Here is an 18,107-nt window from a genome sequence, read left to right on the forward strand (position 1 = left end):
GAAACAGTGCGCCTCCTGGGGCAGTACTCCGACGATGTGGGGGCTGCGCCGCGTGAACGGCCTGACACCCGCCGGTCCGCTCAGCCCTCGGCCGGATCCGGCGGGGAAGGGCGGTCCAGCCTCAGGTCCCCGTGCATTTCTCCGATGTTGACCGGGCTGCCGTAGTTCACGACGGGCCCCGCGGCGGCCTGCGCGCCGGGGCCGGAGACCGTCATGTGCCCGACGGAGGGCCCGCTGCGCGCGACGGCGGCGCGCAGTTCGCCGACGAGCGCCCGCAGTTCGTCTCCGCGCTCCCCGCGCGCGCCGTCGTCGAGGTCGTCGAGGGCGATCTCGAACCGGGTGCGCCAGGAGATCTGCTCGTCGCCGCGCAGCCGGCGTCCCAGGTCGCCCGCCGCTCCCGCGACGTTCGCGTCCGTGCGGTCCAGGCGGGCCAGCTCGGCCCGCTCGCGCGCCGGATCGCCCCTGCTGAACCACCGTGCCACCGGCCCCCGCACGCCCGGCCAGGCGTCCGTGCCCGCGGCCTGCACGACGGCGGCCGAGCCCGCGGCCGCCAACTCGTTCATGGCGTCGTCGAGCATCGCCACACCCCCACTCGCTCCAGAGCCCGCGGCTCCCCCTCTGCGAACGTAGCGCCGGGGCGGCGCGCTGGATACCTGCGAGCCGAAGTCAACGAAGGTGAGCGTCCCGGTCAGCCCCTGGATTACCCGCGGGTCTCTACGGTCGTTGCCAGAACACCCTCGCCTCCACAGACAGTTGGGAGAGCCGCATGCACACACGTACCAGCGTCAGAGCGTGGGCCGTGGTGGCCGCGCTCGGCCTGTCGGCCGTCACTCCGCTCACCGCGGCGCACGCCGGGGAAGCCGGCTCCCCCGGCGATGTGGTGAGCGCCGAGCCGAGCAGCTTCCACCCGCTGCCGGGCCAGCCCACGAACACCCGGGCCTGGAAGATCCACTACCGCTCGACCACGGCCAAGGGCGAGCCGAACACCGTCTCCGGCACGGTCATCGTGCCGCAGGACGGCCGCGAGGGCCCCCGCCCCTTGATCACGTACGCCGTCGGGACCGTCGGCGTCGGCGACCACTGCGCGCCCAGCGCGGGCTTCCCCAAGGGCACCACCCTGGAGGCCAACCTCATCCAGCAGCTGACCCGGCGCGGCTGGGCGGTGGCCGTCACCGACTACGAGGGGCTCGGCACGCCCGGCGACCACACGTACACGGTGGGCCGTGCCGAGGGTCACGCCGTGCTTGACGCCGCGCGCGCCGCGATCCGGCTGCCCGAGGCGGGCCTGGACGAGGACACGCCGGTCGGCATCATGGGCTACTCGCAGGGCGGCCAGGCGTCGTCGTGGGCGGCCGAACTGCACGGATCGTACGCCCCCGACCTCGACGTCAAGGGCACGGCGGCCGGCGGTATCCCGGGCGACCTGCTGAAGGTGGCGAAGTTCAACGACGGCCTGTACGGCTCGGGCCTGATCTTCATGGCGGCGATCGGCCAGAACGCGGCCTTCCCCGAACTGAACCTCGACTCCTACCTCAACCCGCTGGGCAAGGGGCTCTTCAGCGCGATGAAGGACGCCTGCGTCGCGGACGGCGCGGTGCTCGGCTCGTTCCGCACCATCGCGTCGGTGACCACGAAGAACCCCCTCGACCAGCCCGACTGGAAGCGGCGCCTCGACGAGTCGCGGGTCGGCACGGTCAAGCCGGACGCGCCCGTGTACCAGTACCACGCGCTCGGCGACGAGCTCATTCCATACGGCGTGGGCAAGCAGGTCCGCGAGGACTGGTGCGCGCGCGGCGCGAACGTGGAGTGGCAGACGGTGCGGGTCGGTGAGCACGTCAGCGGCGTGATCACGCAGTCGCCGCACGCGGTGCAGTGGCTGGCGGACCGGTTCGCGGGCAAGCGGGCGCGAGGGGACTGCTGAGCCCGGTCGATGCCCCGGGTTACGGCTCCGTCGGTGAGCCTTAACCCGGGTATCTCCGGATGGTCGGCAAAAACCGGTGGGCAGCGCGGTGTGGCCCCCCATAGGATTTCGAGGTTTGCATGAGGTTTGCACGACTTCGAGAACCGGGGGGAATTCTCGTCATGCTCTTGGCTCCCACGGCACTGTCCCTGGCCATGCTGGCCCTCTTCGTCCTGGCGATGAAGGCGTCCGACGCGCGGCCGCACCGCCCCACGACGGAGCCGGGTGCGGATCCGGAGGTCACCGGACAGGAGGCCGCCCGGTGACCGCACAGGCCCCGTTGGCACCGCCGCCGGGTGACCCTTCGCTGGCGGATCCCGCGCCGGGCCCCGACTTCGTCACCCCGGTGGACAACGTCTTCGTACGCGCGCACCTGGGCATCCCGGAGATCGACCCGGACACCTGGACGCTGACGGTCGAGGGCCTGGTCGCCCGCCCCCTCCGCCTCGACCTGCCCGCGCTCCTCGCCCTCCCCCGACAGCAACTCACCGCCGTACACGAGTGCTTCGGCAGCCCGCTCCGCCCGGACACGCCCACCCGCGCGGTCACGAACATCGAGTGGACGGGCCTGCCGCTGGCCGCGCTCCTGGACCGCGCGCTCCCGCTGCCCGCCGCGCGGCACGTGCGCTTCGAGGGCGCGGACACGGGCTCCTTCCAGGGCGAGGACGGCCTCACGTACGTCAAGGACCTCCCCCTGGAGACCGCCCGCCGCGACGTGTTCCTGGCCCACGGCATGAACGGCGCGCCGCTGCCCGCCCGGCACGGCCACCCGCTCCGGACCGTCGTCCCCCGCATGTTCGGCACCAACTCGGTGAAGTGGCTGACCCGCGTCGTCCTCACGGCCGAACGCCCGCGGCACATGTTCACGACGACGCTCTACACACGGGTACTCCCGGGTGACGACGCCCCGCGGCCGGTCCGCGAACTGGACGTCAACAGCAAGATCCTCTCGCCGGCGGGCGACGCGCGGGTGGCCCACGGCGAGGTGGTGTTCCGCGGCCGCGCCTGGAGCACGGCGGAGGTCGTCCGCCTCGACCTCTCCGTCGACGGCGGCCCGTGGGAACCCGCCACCCTCGACGTCCTCGGCGCCGACCCCACCTGGCAGGGCTTCTCCCTCCGCCGTACGCTCCCGCCCGGCCCGCACACGGTCCGCTCCCGCGCGACGGACGCCGCGGGCCGCGTCCAGCCGCCGCCGGGCTCCCGGAACTCGGTCCACGAGGTGCGCTTCACGGTGGGTTAGCCGCGGCCTGACTGCCCCTCGTGGCGCAGCTCGGCCCAGACGGTCTTGCCGACGGCCCGCTCGGTCACGCCCCAGGCACTGGCCAGCGCCTCGACGAGCAGCAGCCCGCGTCCCGACTCGGCGTCGGGGGCGCCCTGTTGCTCCTCGGGCCGCCGGTCGCCCCGGCTGTCGGCGACTTCGACACGGAGCGTGTCGGGCCTCGTCCGGACGAGGCGCAGCTCGAAGTCGCGGCCGGCGACGTGGCCGTGCGTGACGGCGTTCGCCGCGAGCTCGGCGACGACGTGCGCGACGGCGTCGGACAGCTCGCTCCCGTGCGGGATGCCCCAGAGGTCCAGCTGGTGGGTGGCGAGGCGCCGGGCCAGGCGGGCGCCTCGCCGGGTGGAGCTGAACAGTTGCGCAAATCTCTGGGGTGCGGCCTCGGAGTCGCTGACGCGAGTGGTCATTTGGGGATTCATGTGACTCAGCGTGGTCGAGTGGTCCTACGGTGGCCAGGTACGACGCCACGACGCCGGGTAGCAGTACGGGTACGGCCCGTTGGCGTACGAGACGTCGACCGTGACCCAGACAAGGGCGGTACGGGCAATGGCGAGTAATCACGAGGAGCGCCCCGAGCGGCCCTCAGTAGTGGACGGAACTGCCCACCTTTTCCGGGCACTCGGCAAACAACTGAAGGTCCTGCGCGAGCACGCCGGGATGAGTCAGAAGGAACTGGCCCTGGAGGTGCACTGCACGGAGGGCCTGATCTCCGCGATGGAACGCGGCGTCCGCACGCCCCAGCCGGAGTTCCTCCGGCGGGCCGACAAGGTGCTCAGGGCCGGCGGGGTGCTGGTGGCGGCCATCGAGGACGTCGAGGAGGCACTGAAGAAGGCGCGGACTCGACATCCGGAGTGGTACCGGGGCTACGCGGAGTTGGAAGCCCAGGCCGTTGAGTTGTACGACTACAGCTGCATGGCAATCCTCGGTCTCCTGCAAACCGAGGAATACGCACGTGCCGTCTTCACGCAACGTCGGCCGCCGCTGGACGAGGAGACTGTCGAGACGCGGATCGCCGACCGGCTATCGCGTCAACAGATCTTCGAGCAGTGGCCGCCCCCGGAATTCAGCTTCGTCATCGAAGAGTCGGTCCTGCGACGGCCGATCGGCGGCCCTGACGTCCACGAGAAGCAGCTGCAGCATCTCCTGCGCATCTGTCACATGCGAACTGTCCAGCTCCAAGTGATGCCAACAGAGCGCGAGGAACACCCGAGCCTGGGCGGCTCGTTCACGCTGCTTACGCCTAAGAAGCGTGAGTCAGTGGCGTACATGGAAACACAGGGATACCCCCGGCTCATCACAGACCGGGAAGAGGTCCGCATCATCGCCCTCCGCTATGGAATCATCCGAGCCCAGGCCCTCAACCCTCAGGAGTCCCGGGCGCTGATCGAGAAGATGCTGGGAGATCGATGAACACCGAGCAACTCCACTGGTACAAGAGCAGCTACAGCGACGGGGAGGGCGGCCAGTGCCTCGAAGTCGCCTACAACTGGCGGAAGTCCAGCCACAGCGGCGGCGAGGGCGGAACGTGTGTCGAAGTCGCTTATCCCTGGCAGAAGTCCAGCCACAGCAGCGGCGAGGGCGGCCAATGCGTAGAGCTATCGTCCTGCCCCCACGCCATCCACATCCGTGACTCCAAGAACCCCACCGGCCCCACCCTCTCCATAACCCCCGCCACCTGGTCCGAGTTCCTCCCCTACGCCAAGGCCTGACGTGGAGGAGGCCACCCCCACCGTGCTCCGCACGCTCCTCAAGGAGCAGCACCCGGACCTCGCGGAGCTGGAGATCCACTCCCCGGTGAGGGGGTGGGACAACGAACTCTGGCGGCTGGGCCAGAACCTGGCCGCCCGCCTCCCCCGCACGGAGCGCGCCCCGGAACTGCTCCGCAAGGAACACCGCTGGCTACCGGCGCTCGCGCCGACGCTCCCCCTCCCCGTACCGACCCCCGTACACCTGGTGGAGCCGACGCCCCGCTTCCCGCAGCCGTGGACCATCGCCGCCTGGGTGCCGGGTTCTCCGGCGGACCGCACGCCGATCAGCAGGGCCGACCACGGGGCGGAGACGCTGGCGGAGTTCCTGCGGGCGCTGCACAAGGAGGCCCCGGCGGACGCACCCCGCACCCAGGACCGTGGCGCACCCCTCCCCACCCTCGCCCACGCCTTCGAACGGCAACTGCGGGACCTGGCCCAGGAAATAGGGGAGCAGGAGCCGGCCCTCCGCACCATCTGGCAGGACGCCGTCACGGCACCGCCGTGGCAAGGCGCCCCCGTCTGGCTGCACGGCGACCTGCACCCCGCGAACGCCGTCGTCACCCACGGCACGCTCTCCGGCGTCATCGACTTCGGCGAACTCTGCGCGGGCGACCCGGCGCTGGACCTCGCGGCGGCGTGGCTGCTCCTGCCGGCGGGGGCGGCGCCACGCTTCTTCGCCTCGTACGCACGGGCCGACGAGGCGACAGTCCGTCGCGCCCGGGGACGAGCCGTCCTGCAAGCCTTCGCCCTCATCTCCGTCGGCCGGGCCGGCGAACGCGGGCTGCCCGGCGGCAAGGTGACGTGGGGCTGCGCGGGCCGGGCGACGCTTCAGAGGCTGATCGCCCGGTAGTTCAGCAGCTCGTCGACGACCCGCGCCGCCGCGCCGGCACCGTCGCCCGCCAGGACCAGGTCGCGGGCACGGGGGTGCGGGACGTTCGCGGCGAGAAGCAGCAGGTAGTACTCACAGTCCGTGGAGCCCGGATCCGCCAGAACCCGCCGCACGATCTCGACGAGCTCGTCCCGTGTGGCATCCGGCACCCGGGGCCACGCGGGCCGCGCGGCCTCCCGCGCGAACTCCTCCAGGCTCCGCCACCCCTCGTACTCGACGAAGTCGAGCGGACCGTAACGGTGTCCGGTCGCCGCGTTGAACGCCGTGACGGCCTCGCCCCCGTCCCCGTCGAGGACCAGCGCGGCGACGCGCTCGATCTCACGGCTCAGCGCGGCCAGCCGTCGCGGGGGCACGGGCGGGGGCAGGAGTTCGGGTCGCAGGTCCACGGTGGGGATTATGGGCGCGCGGAACCGGAGTCACGACACCTCGTGCCCGAGCGACGCCATCGCCTCCGCCGCCGCGAGCGCGCGGGCGGCCTCCTCGCGGACCACCGGGTCGGCATCGGCGTCCGCACGCTCCCGGAGCAGCCGCAGCGTGTCCGGGTACGCGGGCCGGCCGAAGGCCAGTACGCGGAGGGCCGCGATACGGACGTCGGCGGCCGGGTCCGCGACGGCCCGGTCGCGCGCGGTCCCGGCGGCGAGGTCACCATCGTCGACCACGGCCAGCCAGCGCAGGGCCGCGCGCCGGACCTCGGGCTCGGCGTCGGAGAAGGCACGGTCGCGCAGCAGCTCACGTGTGCCGGGGTCCGGGGCGTGCCGGGCGCCGAGCAGACGGACGGCGATGAGGCGGACGCTCTCATGGGGGTCGGTGGCGGCGGGACCGGCGATGTCCTCCCAGCCGCCGGGCGCGTCGTCGGGGCGGCGGCCCAGCGCCTCCAGGGCGGCGCGACGGACCGAGGCGGACGCGTCGCCGGTCGCGAGGGTCTGGAGAAGGTCTCCCGCGTCGGCCCGGCCGGCCAGCTGCCGGGCCGCCTCCGCCCGGACGAGCTGGTCCGGGTCCGTGGCGGCGCGGTTCCGGACCAGCTGCCATGTGGCGGCGTCGGCGCCCCGGTACACGCCCAGCCGGCGCAAGGCCACCGCGCGAAGGGCACCGTGCGGAGCGTCGGCCGCCAGCTCACTGGCCAGCCGCCAGGTGGTCTCCTCGGCGGGGCGCGCCTCCGTGAACAGGCGCAGCGCGGTGGCGCGGTTGGTGTCGTCGGGTTCGGAGAGTGCGCGATCGTGCAGCAGGTCGGCCGTGGCGGCGTCGTCTCCGGCGAGGCCGCTCAGCCGGTTGAGCGCGACACTCCGCAGCCACGCTTCCTGGTCGTGCAGTGCGCAATGACGCAGCGGTTCCCAGGCGAGGGGGTCGCCGTCCGGCCCACGGGACCACGCCCACAGAGCCGTCTCGCGGACGTACGCGGAAGGGTCGTGGCGCAAGCGGTCGGCCGCGAGCTCCCGCACCCCGGCGTGGCCGGGGCGGTCGGCCATCAGGAAGTCCAGCACCCCGCCCCGGACGAGCTCGGCCGGATCGGCGACGGCCCGTTCGCAGAGCAGCCGCACAGTGGCGGGATCGCCGCCCCAGCCGTGGAGCAGCACGAGCAGCGCCACGCGGCGGACATGGGCGGAGGTGGACCGGACGGCCGCCTCGGTGATCAGCTCTCGCGTGCCGGGGTCGGACCTCCGGTGCAGAAACAGGGCCTCCAGTGCCGCGGCGCGCAGGCCCGCCTCCGTGTCGGACTCCGCGCGGGACCGGATGAGCCGCATCGTCTCGCCGTCGCCGTCCCGCAGCCGGGCGAGGGCCAGCAGCGCCTCGGCACGGACCAGCTGATGGGGATCGGCCGCCGCACGGTCCCTGGCCAGGGCCACCACCTCGGCCTCCTCGTCCATCGGGGCCACGGCGAGCTGGGACAGCGCGGCCTGGCGCACCCGTTCATCGGGGTCGGCGACCGCCCGCTCCGCCATCAGCTGCCGCGTGGCCGCCTCGCCCCACCGGTGGTCGCACAGGAGCAGCACAGCGCTCTTCCGCGCCTCGGCGGCACGGTCGGCGACGGCGCACTCGCGGATCAGCTCCCAGGTCGTGGCCTCCCCCTCCCACCGCAGGACCAGCTGCCGCATGGCCTCGCGCCGCACCGCGGCACTGTGTCCGTGCACGGCGAGGAACCGGTGCGACGCGGCGTCCGGGTACAGCGCGCAGGCGATGCGTACGGACAGCTCCGCGGCCCGCGCGTACTGCCCCCGCAGGTGGAACCAGCGCAACAGGCGGGCCCGGCCGCTCCAGTGCGGTGCGAACGTCCCGAATGCCGGGACGGCGTCCGCGAGTTCCGGCAAGAGAGGGCTCTCCGGGTCCACCGCCTCCAGCACCCCGATCACCGCGTCCACGACCGCCCGGCTCTGCGCGGCCAGCGGCCCGATCCTCCGCACCTCCGCCAGCGCGCGGACGGCCAGCACGACGAAGCGGGTGTCGTCGTGCTCGGTCCGCGACCGGTGCAGGCCAAGGAGCCGGTCGATCGCCGCCGCGGCCTCCGGTTCCCCGATCTGTCCGACCAGGAGCAGCAGCACCTCGTGCCAGGCGGGGTCGGCGGCGTGCCGTGCGAAGACCTCCTCGACGAGTTCGTCCCGGCTCCACTCGCGGTAGCGGGTGTACCGGCGGTCGATGTCCTCCGCCGCCAGGTACTCCAGGAACGCCCGGTGCACGAACCCGTACACGCCGCCGCCGTAGTGGCTCAGGATGAAGTTGCGCTCACGGAACTGCCGGACCATCGTCCGGGCCGCCGACACCGCCTGCGCGGCGGGCAATTCGTACTGCTCGCGGAGGTAATCCCTGAACGTGGCCAGCAGCTCGTCGGTGTGGATGTGGTTACCCGCGATGCCGCCCCGCCCGTCCTGCATGCGGCGCGCCACGAGGCGGAGCAGCTCGTGCCGGTCCTCGTCCCCCAGGTACGAGAGGGCCTCGGCCTCCGCCGGGTCGCGCAGGTGCTTGGCGTGCTCGTCCCAGTGGGCGACGAGGACCGCGACCGCGTGCCGGTAGACGCCCTGCCGGTCGCGCGGCAGCTCCCGGCGGCGGCCGATGATGGCCAGAATCGTCAACAGGAGCGGGTTTCCCGCGAGTTCGCGTACGGGGCGGGAATGGGTGACCGCCTCCTTGAGGCGGCGGCACAGGCGCGCGGCGCGCTCGGCGTCGTGCGGGCACGCGGTCGCGTACCACTGGTGCGCGAATCGGCCGATCTGCTCGGCATTCAGGTCCTGGATCATGTGGTGGGCGAAGTCGGCGCGTTCGAGTACGCCTCGCTGGTAGCCGATGACGCGCGAGGTGACGATCACCCGCACGCCTGCCGCCCGGTAACGGCTCGCGAAGTCGGCGATGCGGTGGCTGACCTGTTCGCGCGCGCCCGGGTCGAAGAGCTCGTCGAGCCCGTCGAATACCACCACGACCCGTCCGCCGACGAGGAGTTGCCCGAGCACCGCTCGCGCCGGCGCCAGACCCTTCGTGATGTGCAGGTGGTCGAAGAACTCCTCGAAGGTACGGTCCCGCCAGGGCGCGGCGGCGTACTCGCGGAGCTCCACGACGAGCGGTACGCGGCCCGTCAGGGCTTCCAGCGGTCCGGGCGGCACGGCACCCGTCAGCGCCAGCGCCACGTGGTGCGCCAGTGTCGACTTGCCGGACCCCGGGTCGCCGAGCAGCACCGTCCGGTCGGCGTCGGGCTCGGCGAGGGCCTCCAGGACCTCCCGTACGGGACGCCGCAGATAGGCCTGGCGCGCGTGCTCCAGCGTCTGCGGGTCGAGCTCCACGCCCGGCGGCACCAGATCCGCGGGCCACTCCCCGGCTTCGAGGAGCCGGTTGAGGAGATCGCGCGGCAGCTCCACGGGGGGCGGGTCGGCGCGGACGAGGGGCGGCACGAACACCGCGTTCAGCTCGACCGGTGGGTGGTCGCCCTCCTCCGTGGGGATCAGGACGTCCAGGTCGAGCCGCCCGTAGCACTCGCGGACGCGGACCGCGTACTGGCGCAGGGCGTCGTCGACCTCCTCGGGCGACGCCGGGCCCGGACCCGGGGGCGGGACCGCCTGCTGCACCACGAACTGCTGCTCGATGTGCGTGTGCGTGACGCTGCTGTGCGCGCCGATGGCGTTCCCGGCGACGTCACCCCCGGCGCCGATCGCCCCGTCCCCGCGCACCCCGACGCGCTGCCGCCACGCCTTCCGCCCGGCTGCCTCTGCCCCGTCGCGCGTCGAACTCATCGCTGCCCGGCCTCACTTCCGTCGCCGAACGCGTTCCCGTGTACGTCACCTCCGGCGGCGACGGCACCGTCACCGCGGGCGGAGACGTGGGAGCCGGGTGCAGGGCTGCTGGGCGCAGGGCCGGCGGGCGCAGGGCCGGCGGGCGTTGGGCCAGCGGATGCAGGGCCGGCGGATGCAGGGCCGGCGGGCGTTGGGCCGGCGGGCGCAGGGCCGGCGGGCGTTGGGCCGGCGGGCGTTGGGCCGGCGGGCGTTGGGCCAGCGGATGCAGGGCCGGCGGATGCAGGGCCGGCGGGCGTTGGGCCAGCGGGCGCAGGGCCAGCGGGCCCAGGGCCAGCGGGCCCAGGGCCAGCGGGCCCAGGGCCAGCGGGCGTTGGGCCAGCGGGCGTTGGGCCAGCGGGCGTTGGGCTGGCGGGCGTTGGGCTGGCGGACGCGGAACCAGTGGGCGCGGAACCAGTGGGCGCAGGGCTGTCGGACGTCGCCCTGCTGCGGGTCCCGAACGCGTTCCCGGTCACATCGCCGCCCGCCGCGACCGCGCCGCGCCCCCGGGCCCGTACGACATGAACATCCCCGCCTCCACCGCCCGGACCGCCACCCGCCTGCGTCAACGCGTGCGCGGAGAACCCGAGGCCCGCCAGCCCGGCGACAGCTCCCACGAGACTCGCCGTCCGGTCCGCGGTGTCCAGGTCCACCAGGAACGCCACCAGCGTCAGCCCCACGGCGACCAGTGCGCCGCCCGCCGCGACGCACCACACCACAGCCCGCCGAGCCCCGGACAATCCCGCCATCCCGCCCCCTCGTACGCCCGCCCCTGCACCGCCACGCCCCCCGAAGCTAGCGCGCCGGCCGGCCGGAGCGGGCCCGGTCCGGGGAAGCGGGTCAGTCGCGCGGGAGCAGCCAGGCCGCGAGGGCAGTCGTCGCGCAGAGGGTTACGCCAGCGACGACCAGCCCCGTGTGCATCCCGGAAAGGGAGAACCCGGAGGCCCCAGCACCGGCACCACCGCCACCGCCTCCGCTCGCGAGGAGCGCTCCGAACAGGGCCACGGACATCGCCCCGCCCGTCTGGCGGAGCGAGTTGAGGAGGCCGGAGGCCGTGCCCGCGCGTTCGCCCGGGACACTGTCGAGGAGTTGGGCGGTCAGCGCGGGGACGGCGAAGGCGCCGCCGAGGCCCGTGGGGACGAGCAGGACGAGGACGAGCCACAGCGGCGTACCGGCGTTCAGTGGGACGAGTGCGAACATGGCGAGGGCGAGCATCGCCTGCCCGAGGACGATGACCGTGCGCCGCCCGAGCCGCTCGGCGGCCCGCGGCGAGACGAGGTTCGTCCCGGTGATGAACGCGGCGAGCGGCACGAACATCAGGCCCGCCTCGATGCCCGACATGCCGCGCAACTGCTGGTAGTAGAGGCCGAGGAGGAAGGTCACTCCGTAGAACCCGGCGTTCACCGCGAAGCCGACCGCGAGGGCGACCGCGACCGGCCGCTGCCGCAGCAGACCCAGCGGGACCATCGGCGCGGGGTGCCGCTTCTCGGCGCGGTGGAAGGCGAGACCGGCGCCGACGGCCACGGCGAACGCGGTGAGCACGGGCACGCTGCCCCAGCCCAGGTGCCCGCCCTCGATGACCGCGAACGCCAGCCCGGCCAGAGCCAGTACGGCCGTCACCTGCCCGGCGAGGTCGAGCGGCGCCGGGCGGCGCGGGGAGCGGGCGACCCGGGCGAGGAGGACGAGGATCACGGCGCCCACCGGCAGGTTGAGGAGGAAGACGGACCGCCACCCGGCGGTCTCCGTCAGCACGCCACCGAGCACGGGCCCCACCGCGACGGACGCGGAACCGCCCACCGTCCACAGCGCGATGGCGCGGGCGCGGCGGCGCGGATCGTCGTACGCCTGCCGGATCAGCGCGAGCGAGGCGGGCATCACGACGGCCGCGCCCGCGCCCTGCGCGACCCGGGCCGCGATCAGTGCCCCGATGCCGGGCGCCAGCGCGCACGCCAACGACGCGGCGGTGAACACCCCCACGCCCCACACGTACGCCCGCCGCGCCCCCGCCCGGTCGGCCAGCGCCCCGGCGGACAGCATCAGCGCCGCGAACATCAACGTGTACGAGTCCACGACCCACTGCAGCCCCGCCATGCCCCCGTGCAGGCTGTCCCGGATGTCGGGCAGCGCGATGTTCACGGCGGTGACGTCGATGGTGATGACCGCGAACCCGAGCAGGGCGGCGACGAGGGCGAGGTGGGCGGAACGGGTGGGGCGGGCACCGGCCTGGGTGGGGCCGGGCGCCAGCACTGCGGTGGGCATGTCACTCCTATGGCGAGACCACCCCGTCACGGGGTGGCGTATGGAAAGGGCCGTCGCCGAACCGTGCGGCGGCACGACGGTCCGGGGCACGAGCGCCGGCACCGCGGAAGGCACGGCCACCAAGACCGCGGCCCGGCGCCATGCACCCCCTGGGCCGAGGCGGCCGAGCCCCCCGCAGCAGCGACCACTCTCCGCCCGATCCCGACGCGGTGGCAGGCCGCGCTTCACAGGGGCCCCCCGTTCCTGGCCCTCACACGGCCCCTCAGGCCGGCCCCGCCCCTCGTACCCCACCAGGGACAATGAACGGATGACGGACAGCACAGCGAGCGCCCCGGCGCGACCGGGAGCCACCAGCACCGGTACGGAACTCGGCCGGTATCTGCGGGCCCGCCGGGCCAGGGTGACGCCGGCCGAGGCGGGGCTCCCCGCCGGTGCGGGGATCCGCCGCACGCCGGGCCTGCGCCGCGAGGAACTCGCCACCCTCGCCGGGGTGAGCGTCGACTACTACACGCGGATGGAGCGCGGCCGTGAGACCAATCCCTCCCCCGCCGTCATCGACGCCCTGGCCCGCGCCCTGCGCCTGACGGGCGACGCCCACGAACGCCTCCGCGACCTGGCCGAGCTGGCATCGGGCCGCCTCACGGAACCGCACCCGACGGCCGACCACACGGTCCGCGACTCCACGCTCCGCACACTGGAGGCGCTGGCCCCGCTGCCCGCGTACGTGGTGAGCAGGCACAGTTACATGCTGGCCGCCAACGCCCCGGGCAAGGCGCTGCTCCCCGGCCTGTGGGAGTGGCCCGCCGAGCAGCGCAACGTGATCCGTTACGTCTTCCTGCACCCCGTGGGCCGCGAGCTCTACCGGCCGTGGGAGGAGACGGTCGCCAGGTCGGTGTCCCACCTGCGCGCGATCGGCGGCACGGACACCGACTCGCCCCAGCTGACGCACCTGGTCGGCGAACTGCTCCTGAAGTCACCGGACTTCGCCCGCATCTGGGAGCGGTACGACGTGTGCGAGCGGGGCGGCGGCACCAAGTCGTTCGAGCACCCGAAGGTGGGCGCGATGACGCTCACGTACGAGGTGATGACGCTGGCGAGGACGGGCGGGCAGCGCATGGTGGTCTACCAGGCTCCGCAGGGCACCCCGGACGAGAAGGCGATGCTGGGCCTGACCCGGGCCCACTGACCGGCGGCCGGCTCACTCGGCTCACTCCGCCGCGCACGAACTCCCCGTCTTGGGCGTCTCCCCGTACAGCAGGAACCCGTTCACCTTGTCCTGCACGCACTCGGACCCCAGGTAACCCGTGTGTCCGTCGCCCTTGTTGTCGAGGACGACGGCCTGCGGCCCGAGGCGCCGCGCGGTCTCCTCCGTCCACCGGTACGGCGTCGCCGGGTCGCCGCGCGTGCCGACGAGCAGCAGCTTGGGCGTCTGCACGTCGCGTACTTCCTCACGGATGTACGTGGTCCCGGGAGGCCGCCCGAAGCAGAGCAGCACGGGCGTCAGCATCGACTTGCCGAAGACGGGCGACGCGGCGTCGAACTCCTTCTGGAGCCTGCCGACTTCCTTCTCTATGCGCGCGGCGTCGGGCCGGTCCGGATCGTCGGCGCAGTTCACGGCCATGAGGGCGGCGGCCATGTTGTCGCCGGGGACTTCTTCCCGCACGGCCGTGTGGGCGAGACCGCCGCTCATCCGTATCAGCGCCCGCGGGTCACCGTCCGCGAGCAGCGCCCCCAGGGCCTGCGACAGCGCGGGCCAGGCCTGCCTGCTGTACAGCGCCTGGCCGAGGACGCCGACGACGTCCTGGCCGGTGAACTCCTCGCCGCTCATGGACCGCAGCGGCATCTCGTCCATCTCCTGGATGAGCCTGACCATGCTCTGCCGCGCGGCACGCGAGTCCGTGCCGAAGACGCAGCCCGCGTTACCCGTGCACCAGGTGAGGAAGTTGTCGAGGGCGGTCTGGCGTCCCTCGGCGGTGGCGAGGGACTGCGCGGCGACGGGTTCGGTCAGCGTGTCGACGCCGTCGAGCGCCATCCGCCCGACCTTCTTCGGGAACTGGGCGGCGTAGACCGCGCCGAGCCGGGTTCCGTACGAGAATCCCAGGTAGTTCAGCTTCTTGTCGCCGAGGGCCTGCCGCATGACGTCCATGTCGCGGGAGACGTTGACGGTGCCCATGTGCGGCAGGACGGGTCCCGACCTGGCCGCGCACTCCTTGGCGACCTCGCGCATCTCCTTCAGGACGGCGGCCGCGTCCTCCGCCCCGCCGGACGCGGGGCCGGTGCTCTCCTCGGCGTCGCCGCAGCTGACCGGGGCGCTCCGGCCGACTCCGCGCGGGTCGAAGGAGACGACGTCGTAGTCCTTGCTCAGGAAGCCGAAGTCCTTCTGCGCCCCCGCGAGCGCGGAGACGCCGGGCCCGCCGGGTCCGCCGAAGTTGAGCAGCAGGGAGCCGCGCGGCTTGCCGCTCGTGCTGGACTTCATGCGGATCATCTGGACGTCGACGGTTCCGGCGCCGGGCTTCGCGTAGTCGATGGGGACGGTCACGTGTCCGCACCGGATGTCCTCGGCGCCGCCCGTGGCCTCCGCCATGGCCTCGGTGTCGCCCGTACAGGCGGCCCACTTGATCTTCTGCGTATAGAAACGGGACAGGTCGGGGCGTCCGTCACCGCCTCCGCCGCCACTGGCGCCCACGGCACCCGGCACGCCCGCCACGCCCGCTCCCGCGACCACCAGCACGGTGACGCCGGCGACTGCACAAGCCTTGCGCACGGCAACCTCCCAGGGTGTGCCCCTCGATCACCCTAAGCGCGGCACGCGCCCCTCGCCCGTTCAGGAGATACGTCTGGCCGGGCTCCTGACCTGCGGGTACCCTTCGCCCGGCACCGCGCCCCGGCCAGCAGGAGGCCCCTCAGGGGCACGACCACCGGCGCCCCTCCATCAGGCCCCCGAGCCCCGCCCACGCGAAGTTCATGAGCGTGCCGGCGGCCTCCCTGGCCGAGACGGACCCGTCCGTGTTGGCCCACCCCGCCAGCGACTCCGCCGCCCCCACCAGCGCCTGCGCGAGCCCCGCGACCTCCCGGTCGGGCAGCGACGGGTCACCGTGCGCCGACCGCGCCGCCTCCGCGATCAGCGACGTCACGAACGCGACGATCTCCTCCCGCATCGCGGCGACCTCCGCCGCGAACGGCTCCCCGTGCGTCCGGGCCTGACTGTGCAGCACGGACCAGCCGTCGGGCCGTTCGGCGGTGTGCGTGAAGAACGCCCGCAGCCCTTCCCACAGCTGCCGGTCGGCGGGCTCCCCCACGGCCCCGCCGGCCCCCTCCCGCACCGCGGCGACCAGCGCGGCGGCCTCCCGCCGTATGCACGCGCTGAAGAGGTCTTCCTTCGAGTTCAGGTACAGGTACACGAGGGGCTTGGACACCCCCGCGAGCTCCGCGATCTCGTCCATGGAAGCGGCCCGGTACCCCCGCTGCCCGAAGGTCCGCACCGCCGCGTCCAGCATCTGCTGCTCGCGCACGGCCCGCGGCATCCTCTTCTGCCGCCGCTTCTCGCCCATGCCCACGCCCACCCCGGCCCCCGCCTTCCCACGCTGTCCGTCCACACGTCAGCGTACGGTCAACGGACGCCGGGTCACGATCACCGGAAAGCCCCGCCCCGGAATCCCGGGACGGGGCTTCGGCCGAGAACTCGGACGGACTCAGACGGTGGCGGGCACCGCACGCGACGGTGCCGCGTCCTCGGGGGTGTCGGTCCCGTCGAACTCGTCGAGCGGCGACGCCGACGCGCTGTCGTACGCCTCGTGGTCGAGGATCTTCTCGCGGGCGGCGACGATCACCGGGACCAGCGCCTGCCCGGCGACATTCGTCGCCGTGCGCATCATGTCCAGGACCGGGTCGATGGCGAGGAGCAGGCCCACGCCCTCCATCGGCAGGCCGAGCGTGGAGAGGGTCAGGGTCAGCATGACCGTGGCGCCGGTCAGGCCCGCCGTCGCGGCCGAGCCGACGACCGAGACGAACGCGATGAGCAGGTACTCCTTGATGCCCAGGTTCACGTCGAAGATCTGCGCGACGAAGATCGCGGCGATCGACGGGTAGATCGCGGCGCAGCCGTCCATCTTCGTGGTCGCGCCGAAGGGCACGGCGAAGGACGTGTACTCCTTCGGGACGCCGAGGCGCTCGGTGACCTTCTGGGTGACCGGCATGGTGCCGACCGAGGAGCGGGAGACGAAGGCCAGCTGGATCGCGGGCCAGGCGCCCTTGAAGAACTGGAGCGGGTTGACCTTGGCGACGGTGGCGAGCAGCAGCGGGTAGACGCCGAACATCACCAGGGCGCAGCCGATGTAGATGTCGGCGGTGAACGTCGCGTACTTGCTGATGAGGTTCCAGCCGTAGTCCGCGATGGCGAAGCCGATGAGGCCGACGGTGCCGATCGGGGAGAGCTTGATGACCCACCACAGGGCCTTCTGGAGCAGGGCGAGGACGGACTCGCTGAGCTCCAGGATGGGCTGGGCCTTGTCACCGATCTTCAGTACGGCGATACCGGCGACGGCGGCCATGAAGACGATCTGCAGGACGTTCAGCTCGGTGAAGGGCGTGATGACGTCCGTCGGGATGATCCCGGTGAGGAAGTCGATCCAGGAGCCGGCGTGGTCGGGGGCCTTGCCATCCTTGGGGGTGAGGCCGGTGCCGGAGCCGGGGTTGGTGAGCAGGCCGATGGTGAGGCCGATGGCGACCGCGATCAGCGACGTGATCATGAACCACAGCAGGGTGCGGGTGGCCAGCCGTGCGGCGTTGTTGACCTTCCGCAGGTTGGTGATCGACACCAGGATCGCGAAGAAGACGAGCGGGGCGACGGCCAGCTTCAGGAGCCCGATGAAGGTGTCACCGACCTTGGAGAGGGTGGTGACGAGCCAGTCGACGTCCTGGTCGCGGGCTATCCAGCCGAGCAGGACACCGAGGACGAGACCGCCGAGGATCTGCGCCCAGAACGGCATCTTGAGGTACTTGGATATCCGGAAGCTGGGCTCCCGCTGCTCGTGCTTCTCGGGCTTCTCGGGCTTGCCGGCCTTGTCGGCGGGCGTCGCGGGGTTCGCGGACACGGACACACTCCGGTGAGGAAAGTCAGGGTGAGGGGGACGTACGGGAGCGGCGACCGCGAAGGGTCAGCAGCGCCGCCGCAGCGGGGGTCACGTTCAGATGTGACAGGCCGCGGACATGCAGCGGCAGAGGTCGACATGCAGGCGCGCCACGAGCGGGACGCTCATGGCGTGGCGGTGCGCTGCTGCTGTCTTCATGACAAACACGTTAACACTCGTGCTTTGAGAACATCAAAGGTCTTGTTTGAGGTAGCGCCCGTCCGCGAATGCCCGGAACGCACGGAACCCCGGCGCCGCAGCGCCGGGGTTCCGGTGAGAGTGATGAACGTTACGAACGCTGGGCGCGCGCCACGTCGTCCGCCTCGTCCTCCTGGGTGCGGTTCGCCTCCAGGTTGGCCTTGGCGCGGTCGACCTTGGCGACGACCTGCTCCGAGGCGCGGTCGCGCTCCTTGCGGAGGGCCACGAAGCTGATGGGCGCGGAGACGACCAGCGAGAGCAGCAGCACCCACAGGAGGTTGGAGTCGCCGAGTCCCCGCGGCAGGATCTCCGAGTAGACGAGGCCCCAGACGACCAAGAAGCAACCCACGAAGATTCCGAGGCGCATCAGCGTGTAGCGGAGCATGTCAATCCACTCT

At 72.8% G+C, this 18,107-nt stretch carries 16 protein-coding genes; 7 read left to right on the forward strand and 9 right to left on the reverse strand.

Annotated features, from left to right (window positions below; all coding sequences use genetic code 11):
* Nucleotides 1-80: 80 nt before the first annotated feature.
* A complete protein-coding gene (locus ACI2L3_RS17610; RefSeq protein ID WP_404753233.1) occupies nt 81-578 on the reverse strand; it encodes a hypothetical protein in 498 nt (165 codons plus the stop codon).
* Nucleotides 579-766: 188 nt separating this feature from the next.
* On the opposite strand from ACI2L3_RS17610, the gene ACI2L3_RS17615 reads away from it, so the two are divergent.
* The 3 genes from ACI2L3_RS17615 to ACI2L3_RS17625 all read left to right on the forward strand — a co-directional run bounded on the left by ACI2L3_RS17615 (nt 767) and on the right by ACI2L3_RS17625 (nt 3,200).
* On the forward strand, nt 767-1,921 hold the full coding sequence (locus ACI2L3_RS17615; protein WP_404753234.1) for a lipase family protein: 1,155 nt from the start codon (nt 767-769) through the stop codon (nt 1,919-1,921).
* 161 nt (nt 1,922-2,082) lie between these two features.
* Nucleotides 2,083-2,226, forward strand: coding sequence for a hypothetical protein (locus ACI2L3_RS17620; RefSeq protein ID WP_404753235.1), 144 nt, complete (start codon nt 2,083-2,085; stop codon nt 2,224-2,226).
* A complete protein-coding gene (locus ACI2L3_RS17625) occupies nt 2,223-3,200 on the forward strand; it encodes a molybdopterin-dependent oxidoreductase (RefSeq protein ID WP_404753236.1) in 978 nt (325 codons plus the stop codon). The genes ACI2L3_RS17620 and ACI2L3_RS17625 overlap by 4 nt, the downstream gene beginning before the upstream one ends.
* Here the strand turns inward: ACI2L3_RS17625 and ACI2L3_RS17630 are convergent.
* A complete protein-coding gene (locus ACI2L3_RS17630; RefSeq protein ID WP_404753237.1) occupies nt 3,197-3,643 on the reverse strand; it encodes an ATP-binding protein in 447 nt (148 codons plus the stop codon). The two genes, ACI2L3_RS17625 and ACI2L3_RS17630, sit on opposite strands and share 4 nt — an antisense overlap.
* A gap of 139 nt (nt 3,644-3,782) precedes the next feature.
* Here ACI2L3_RS17630 and ACI2L3_RS17635 point away from each other — a divergent pair, with 139 nt between their 5' ends.
* From ACI2L3_RS17635 to ACI2L3_RS17645, 3 genes are read left to right on the forward strand one after another with little or no spacing between them, the layout of a single operon-like run.
* Complete coding sequence (locus ACI2L3_RS17635) at nt 3,783-4,646, forward strand: Scr1 family TA system antitoxin-like transcriptional regulator (protein WP_404753316.1); 864 nt, start codon at nt 3,783-3,785, stop codon at nt 4,644-4,646.
* A complete protein-coding gene (locus ACI2L3_RS17640) occupies nt 4,643-4,945 on the forward strand; it encodes a DUF397 domain-containing protein (RefSeq protein WP_404753238.1) in 303 nt (100 codons plus the stop codon). Before ACI2L3_RS17635 ends, ACI2L3_RS17640 begins: the two co-directional genes overlap by 4 nt.
* Before the next feature lie 22 nt (nt 4,946-4,967).
* Entirely contained in the window at nt 4,968-5,834 is an 867-nt protein-coding gene (locus ACI2L3_RS17645; RefSeq protein WP_404753239.1) for a phosphotransferase, read from the forward strand.
* On the opposite strand, the gene ACI2L3_RS17650 is transcribed toward ACI2L3_RS17645, so the two are convergent.
* The 3 genes from ACI2L3_RS17650 to ACI2L3_RS17660 all read right to left on the reverse strand — a co-directional run bounded on the left by ACI2L3_RS17650 (nt 5,813) and on the right by ACI2L3_RS17660 (nt 12,382).
* Nucleotides 5,813-6,259 (reverse strand): hypothetical protein, encoded by a 447-nt coding sequence (locus ACI2L3_RS17650; protein ID WP_404753240.1) that lies wholly within the window; start codon nt 6,257-6,259, stop codon nt 5,813-5,815. The two genes, ACI2L3_RS17645 and ACI2L3_RS17650, sit on opposite strands and share 22 nt — an antisense overlap.
* Nucleotides 6,260-6,289: 30 nt before the next feature.
* Nucleotides 6,290-10,087 carry a HEAT repeat domain-containing protein gene (locus tag ACI2L3_RS17655; RefSeq protein ID WP_404753241.1) on the reverse strand — a complete coding sequence of 1,266 codons (3,798 nt, stop codon included), beginning with the start codon at nt 10,085-10,087 and terminating at the stop codon, nt 6,290-6,292.
* Between the two features lie 876 nt (nt 10,088-10,963).
* Nucleotides 10,964-12,382, reverse strand: coding sequence for an MFS transporter (locus ACI2L3_RS17660; RefSeq protein ID WP_404753242.1), 1,419 nt, complete (start codon nt 12,380-12,382; stop codon nt 10,964-10,966).
* Between the two features lie 307 nt (nt 12,383-12,689).
* On the opposite strand from ACI2L3_RS17660, the gene ACI2L3_RS17665 reads away from it, so the two are divergent.
* Complete coding sequence (locus ACI2L3_RS17665; RefSeq protein WP_404753243.1) at nt 12,690-13,568, forward strand: helix-turn-helix transcriptional regulator; 879 nt, start codon at nt 12,690-12,692, stop codon at nt 13,566-13,568.
* A gap of 21 nt (nt 13,569-13,589) precedes the next feature.
* Here the strand turns inward: ACI2L3_RS17665 and ACI2L3_RS17670 are convergent, their stop codons facing one another.
* From ACI2L3_RS17670 to ACI2L3_RS17685, 4 genes are all read right to left on the reverse strand, one after another.
* Nucleotides 13,590-15,146 carry an alpha/beta hydrolase gene (locus ACI2L3_RS17670; RefSeq protein WP_404753244.1) on the reverse strand — a complete coding sequence of 519 codons (1,557 nt, stop codon included), beginning with the start codon at nt 15,144-15,146 and terminating at the stop codon, nt 13,590-13,592.
* Between the two features lie 139 nt (nt 15,147-15,285).
* Nucleotides 15,286-15,933 (reverse strand): TetR/AcrR family transcriptional regulator, encoded by a 648-nt coding sequence (locus tag ACI2L3_RS17675; protein WP_404753317.1) that lies wholly within the window; start codon nt 15,931-15,933, stop codon nt 15,286-15,288.
* Between the two features lie 141 nt (nt 15,934-16,074).
* Nucleotides 16,075-17,475, reverse strand: a complete 1,401-nt coding sequence (locus ACI2L3_RS17680; protein WP_404753245.1) for a dicarboxylate/amino acid:cation symporter — start codon at nt 17,473-17,475, stop codon at nt 16,075-16,077.
* Nucleotides 17,476-17,800: 325 nt separating this feature from the next.
* A complete protein-coding gene (locus ACI2L3_RS17685) occupies nt 17,801-18,094 on the reverse strand; it encodes a DUF4229 domain-containing protein (RefSeq protein WP_404753246.1) in 294 nt (97 codons plus the stop codon).
* Nucleotides 18,095-18,107: the final 13 nt, after the last annotated feature.

The sequence above is a fragment of the Streptomyces sp. NPDC029674 genome (assembly GCF_044903205.1).
Classification (GTDB): Bacteria; Actinomycetota; Actinomycetes; order Streptomycetales; family Streptomycetaceae; genus Streptomyces.

What these genes read in the sequence shown, in the direction of transcription:
- ACI2L3_RS17610 (WP_404753233.1), bottom strand. Translation starts at nt 578, where the DNA reads ATGCTCGACGACGCCATGAACGAGTTGGCGGCCGCGGGCTCGGCCGCC.
- ACI2L3_RS17615 (WP_404753234.1), top strand. Translation starts at nt 767, where the DNA reads ATGCACACACGTACCAGCGTCAGAGCGTGGGCCGTGGTGGCCGCGCTC.
- ACI2L3_RS17620 (WP_404753235.1), top strand. Translation starts at nt 2,083, where the DNA reads ATGCTCTTGGCTCCCACGGCACTGTCCCTGGCCATGCTGGCCCTCTTC.
- ACI2L3_RS17630 (WP_404753237.1), bottom strand. Translation starts at nt 3,643, where the DNA reads ATGACCACTCGCGTCAGCGACTCCGAGGCCGCACCCCAGAGATTTGCG.
- ACI2L3_RS17635 (WP_404753316.1), top strand. Translation starts at nt 3,783, where the DNA reads ATGGCGAGTAATCACGAGGAGCGCCCCGAGCGGCCCTCAGTAGTGGAC.
- ACI2L3_RS17640 (WP_404753238.1), top strand. Translation starts at nt 4,643, where the DNA reads ATGAACACCGAGCAACTCCACTGGTACAAGAGCAGCTACAGCGACGGG.
- ACI2L3_RS17655 (WP_404753241.1), bottom strand. Translation starts at nt 10,087, where the DNA reads ATGAGTTCGACGCGCGACGGGGCAGAGGCAGCCGGGCGGAAGGCGTGG.
- ACI2L3_RS17660 (WP_404753242.1), bottom strand. Translation starts at nt 12,382, where the DNA reads ATGCCCACCGCAGTGCTGGCGCCCGGCCCCACCCAGGCCGGTGCCCGC.
- ACI2L3_RS17665 (WP_404753243.1), top strand. Translation starts at nt 12,690, where the DNA reads ATGACGGACAGCACAGCGAGCGCCCCGGCGCGACCGGGAGCCACCAGC.
- ACI2L3_RS17675 (WP_404753317.1), bottom strand. Translation starts at nt 15,933, where the DNA reads ATGGGCGAGAAGCGGCGGCAGAAGAGGATGCCGCGGGCCGTGCGCGAG.
- ACI2L3_RS17685 (WP_404753246.1), bottom strand. Translation starts at nt 18,094, where the DNA reads ATGCTCCGCTACACGCTGATGCGCCTCGGAATCTTCGTGGGTTGCTTC.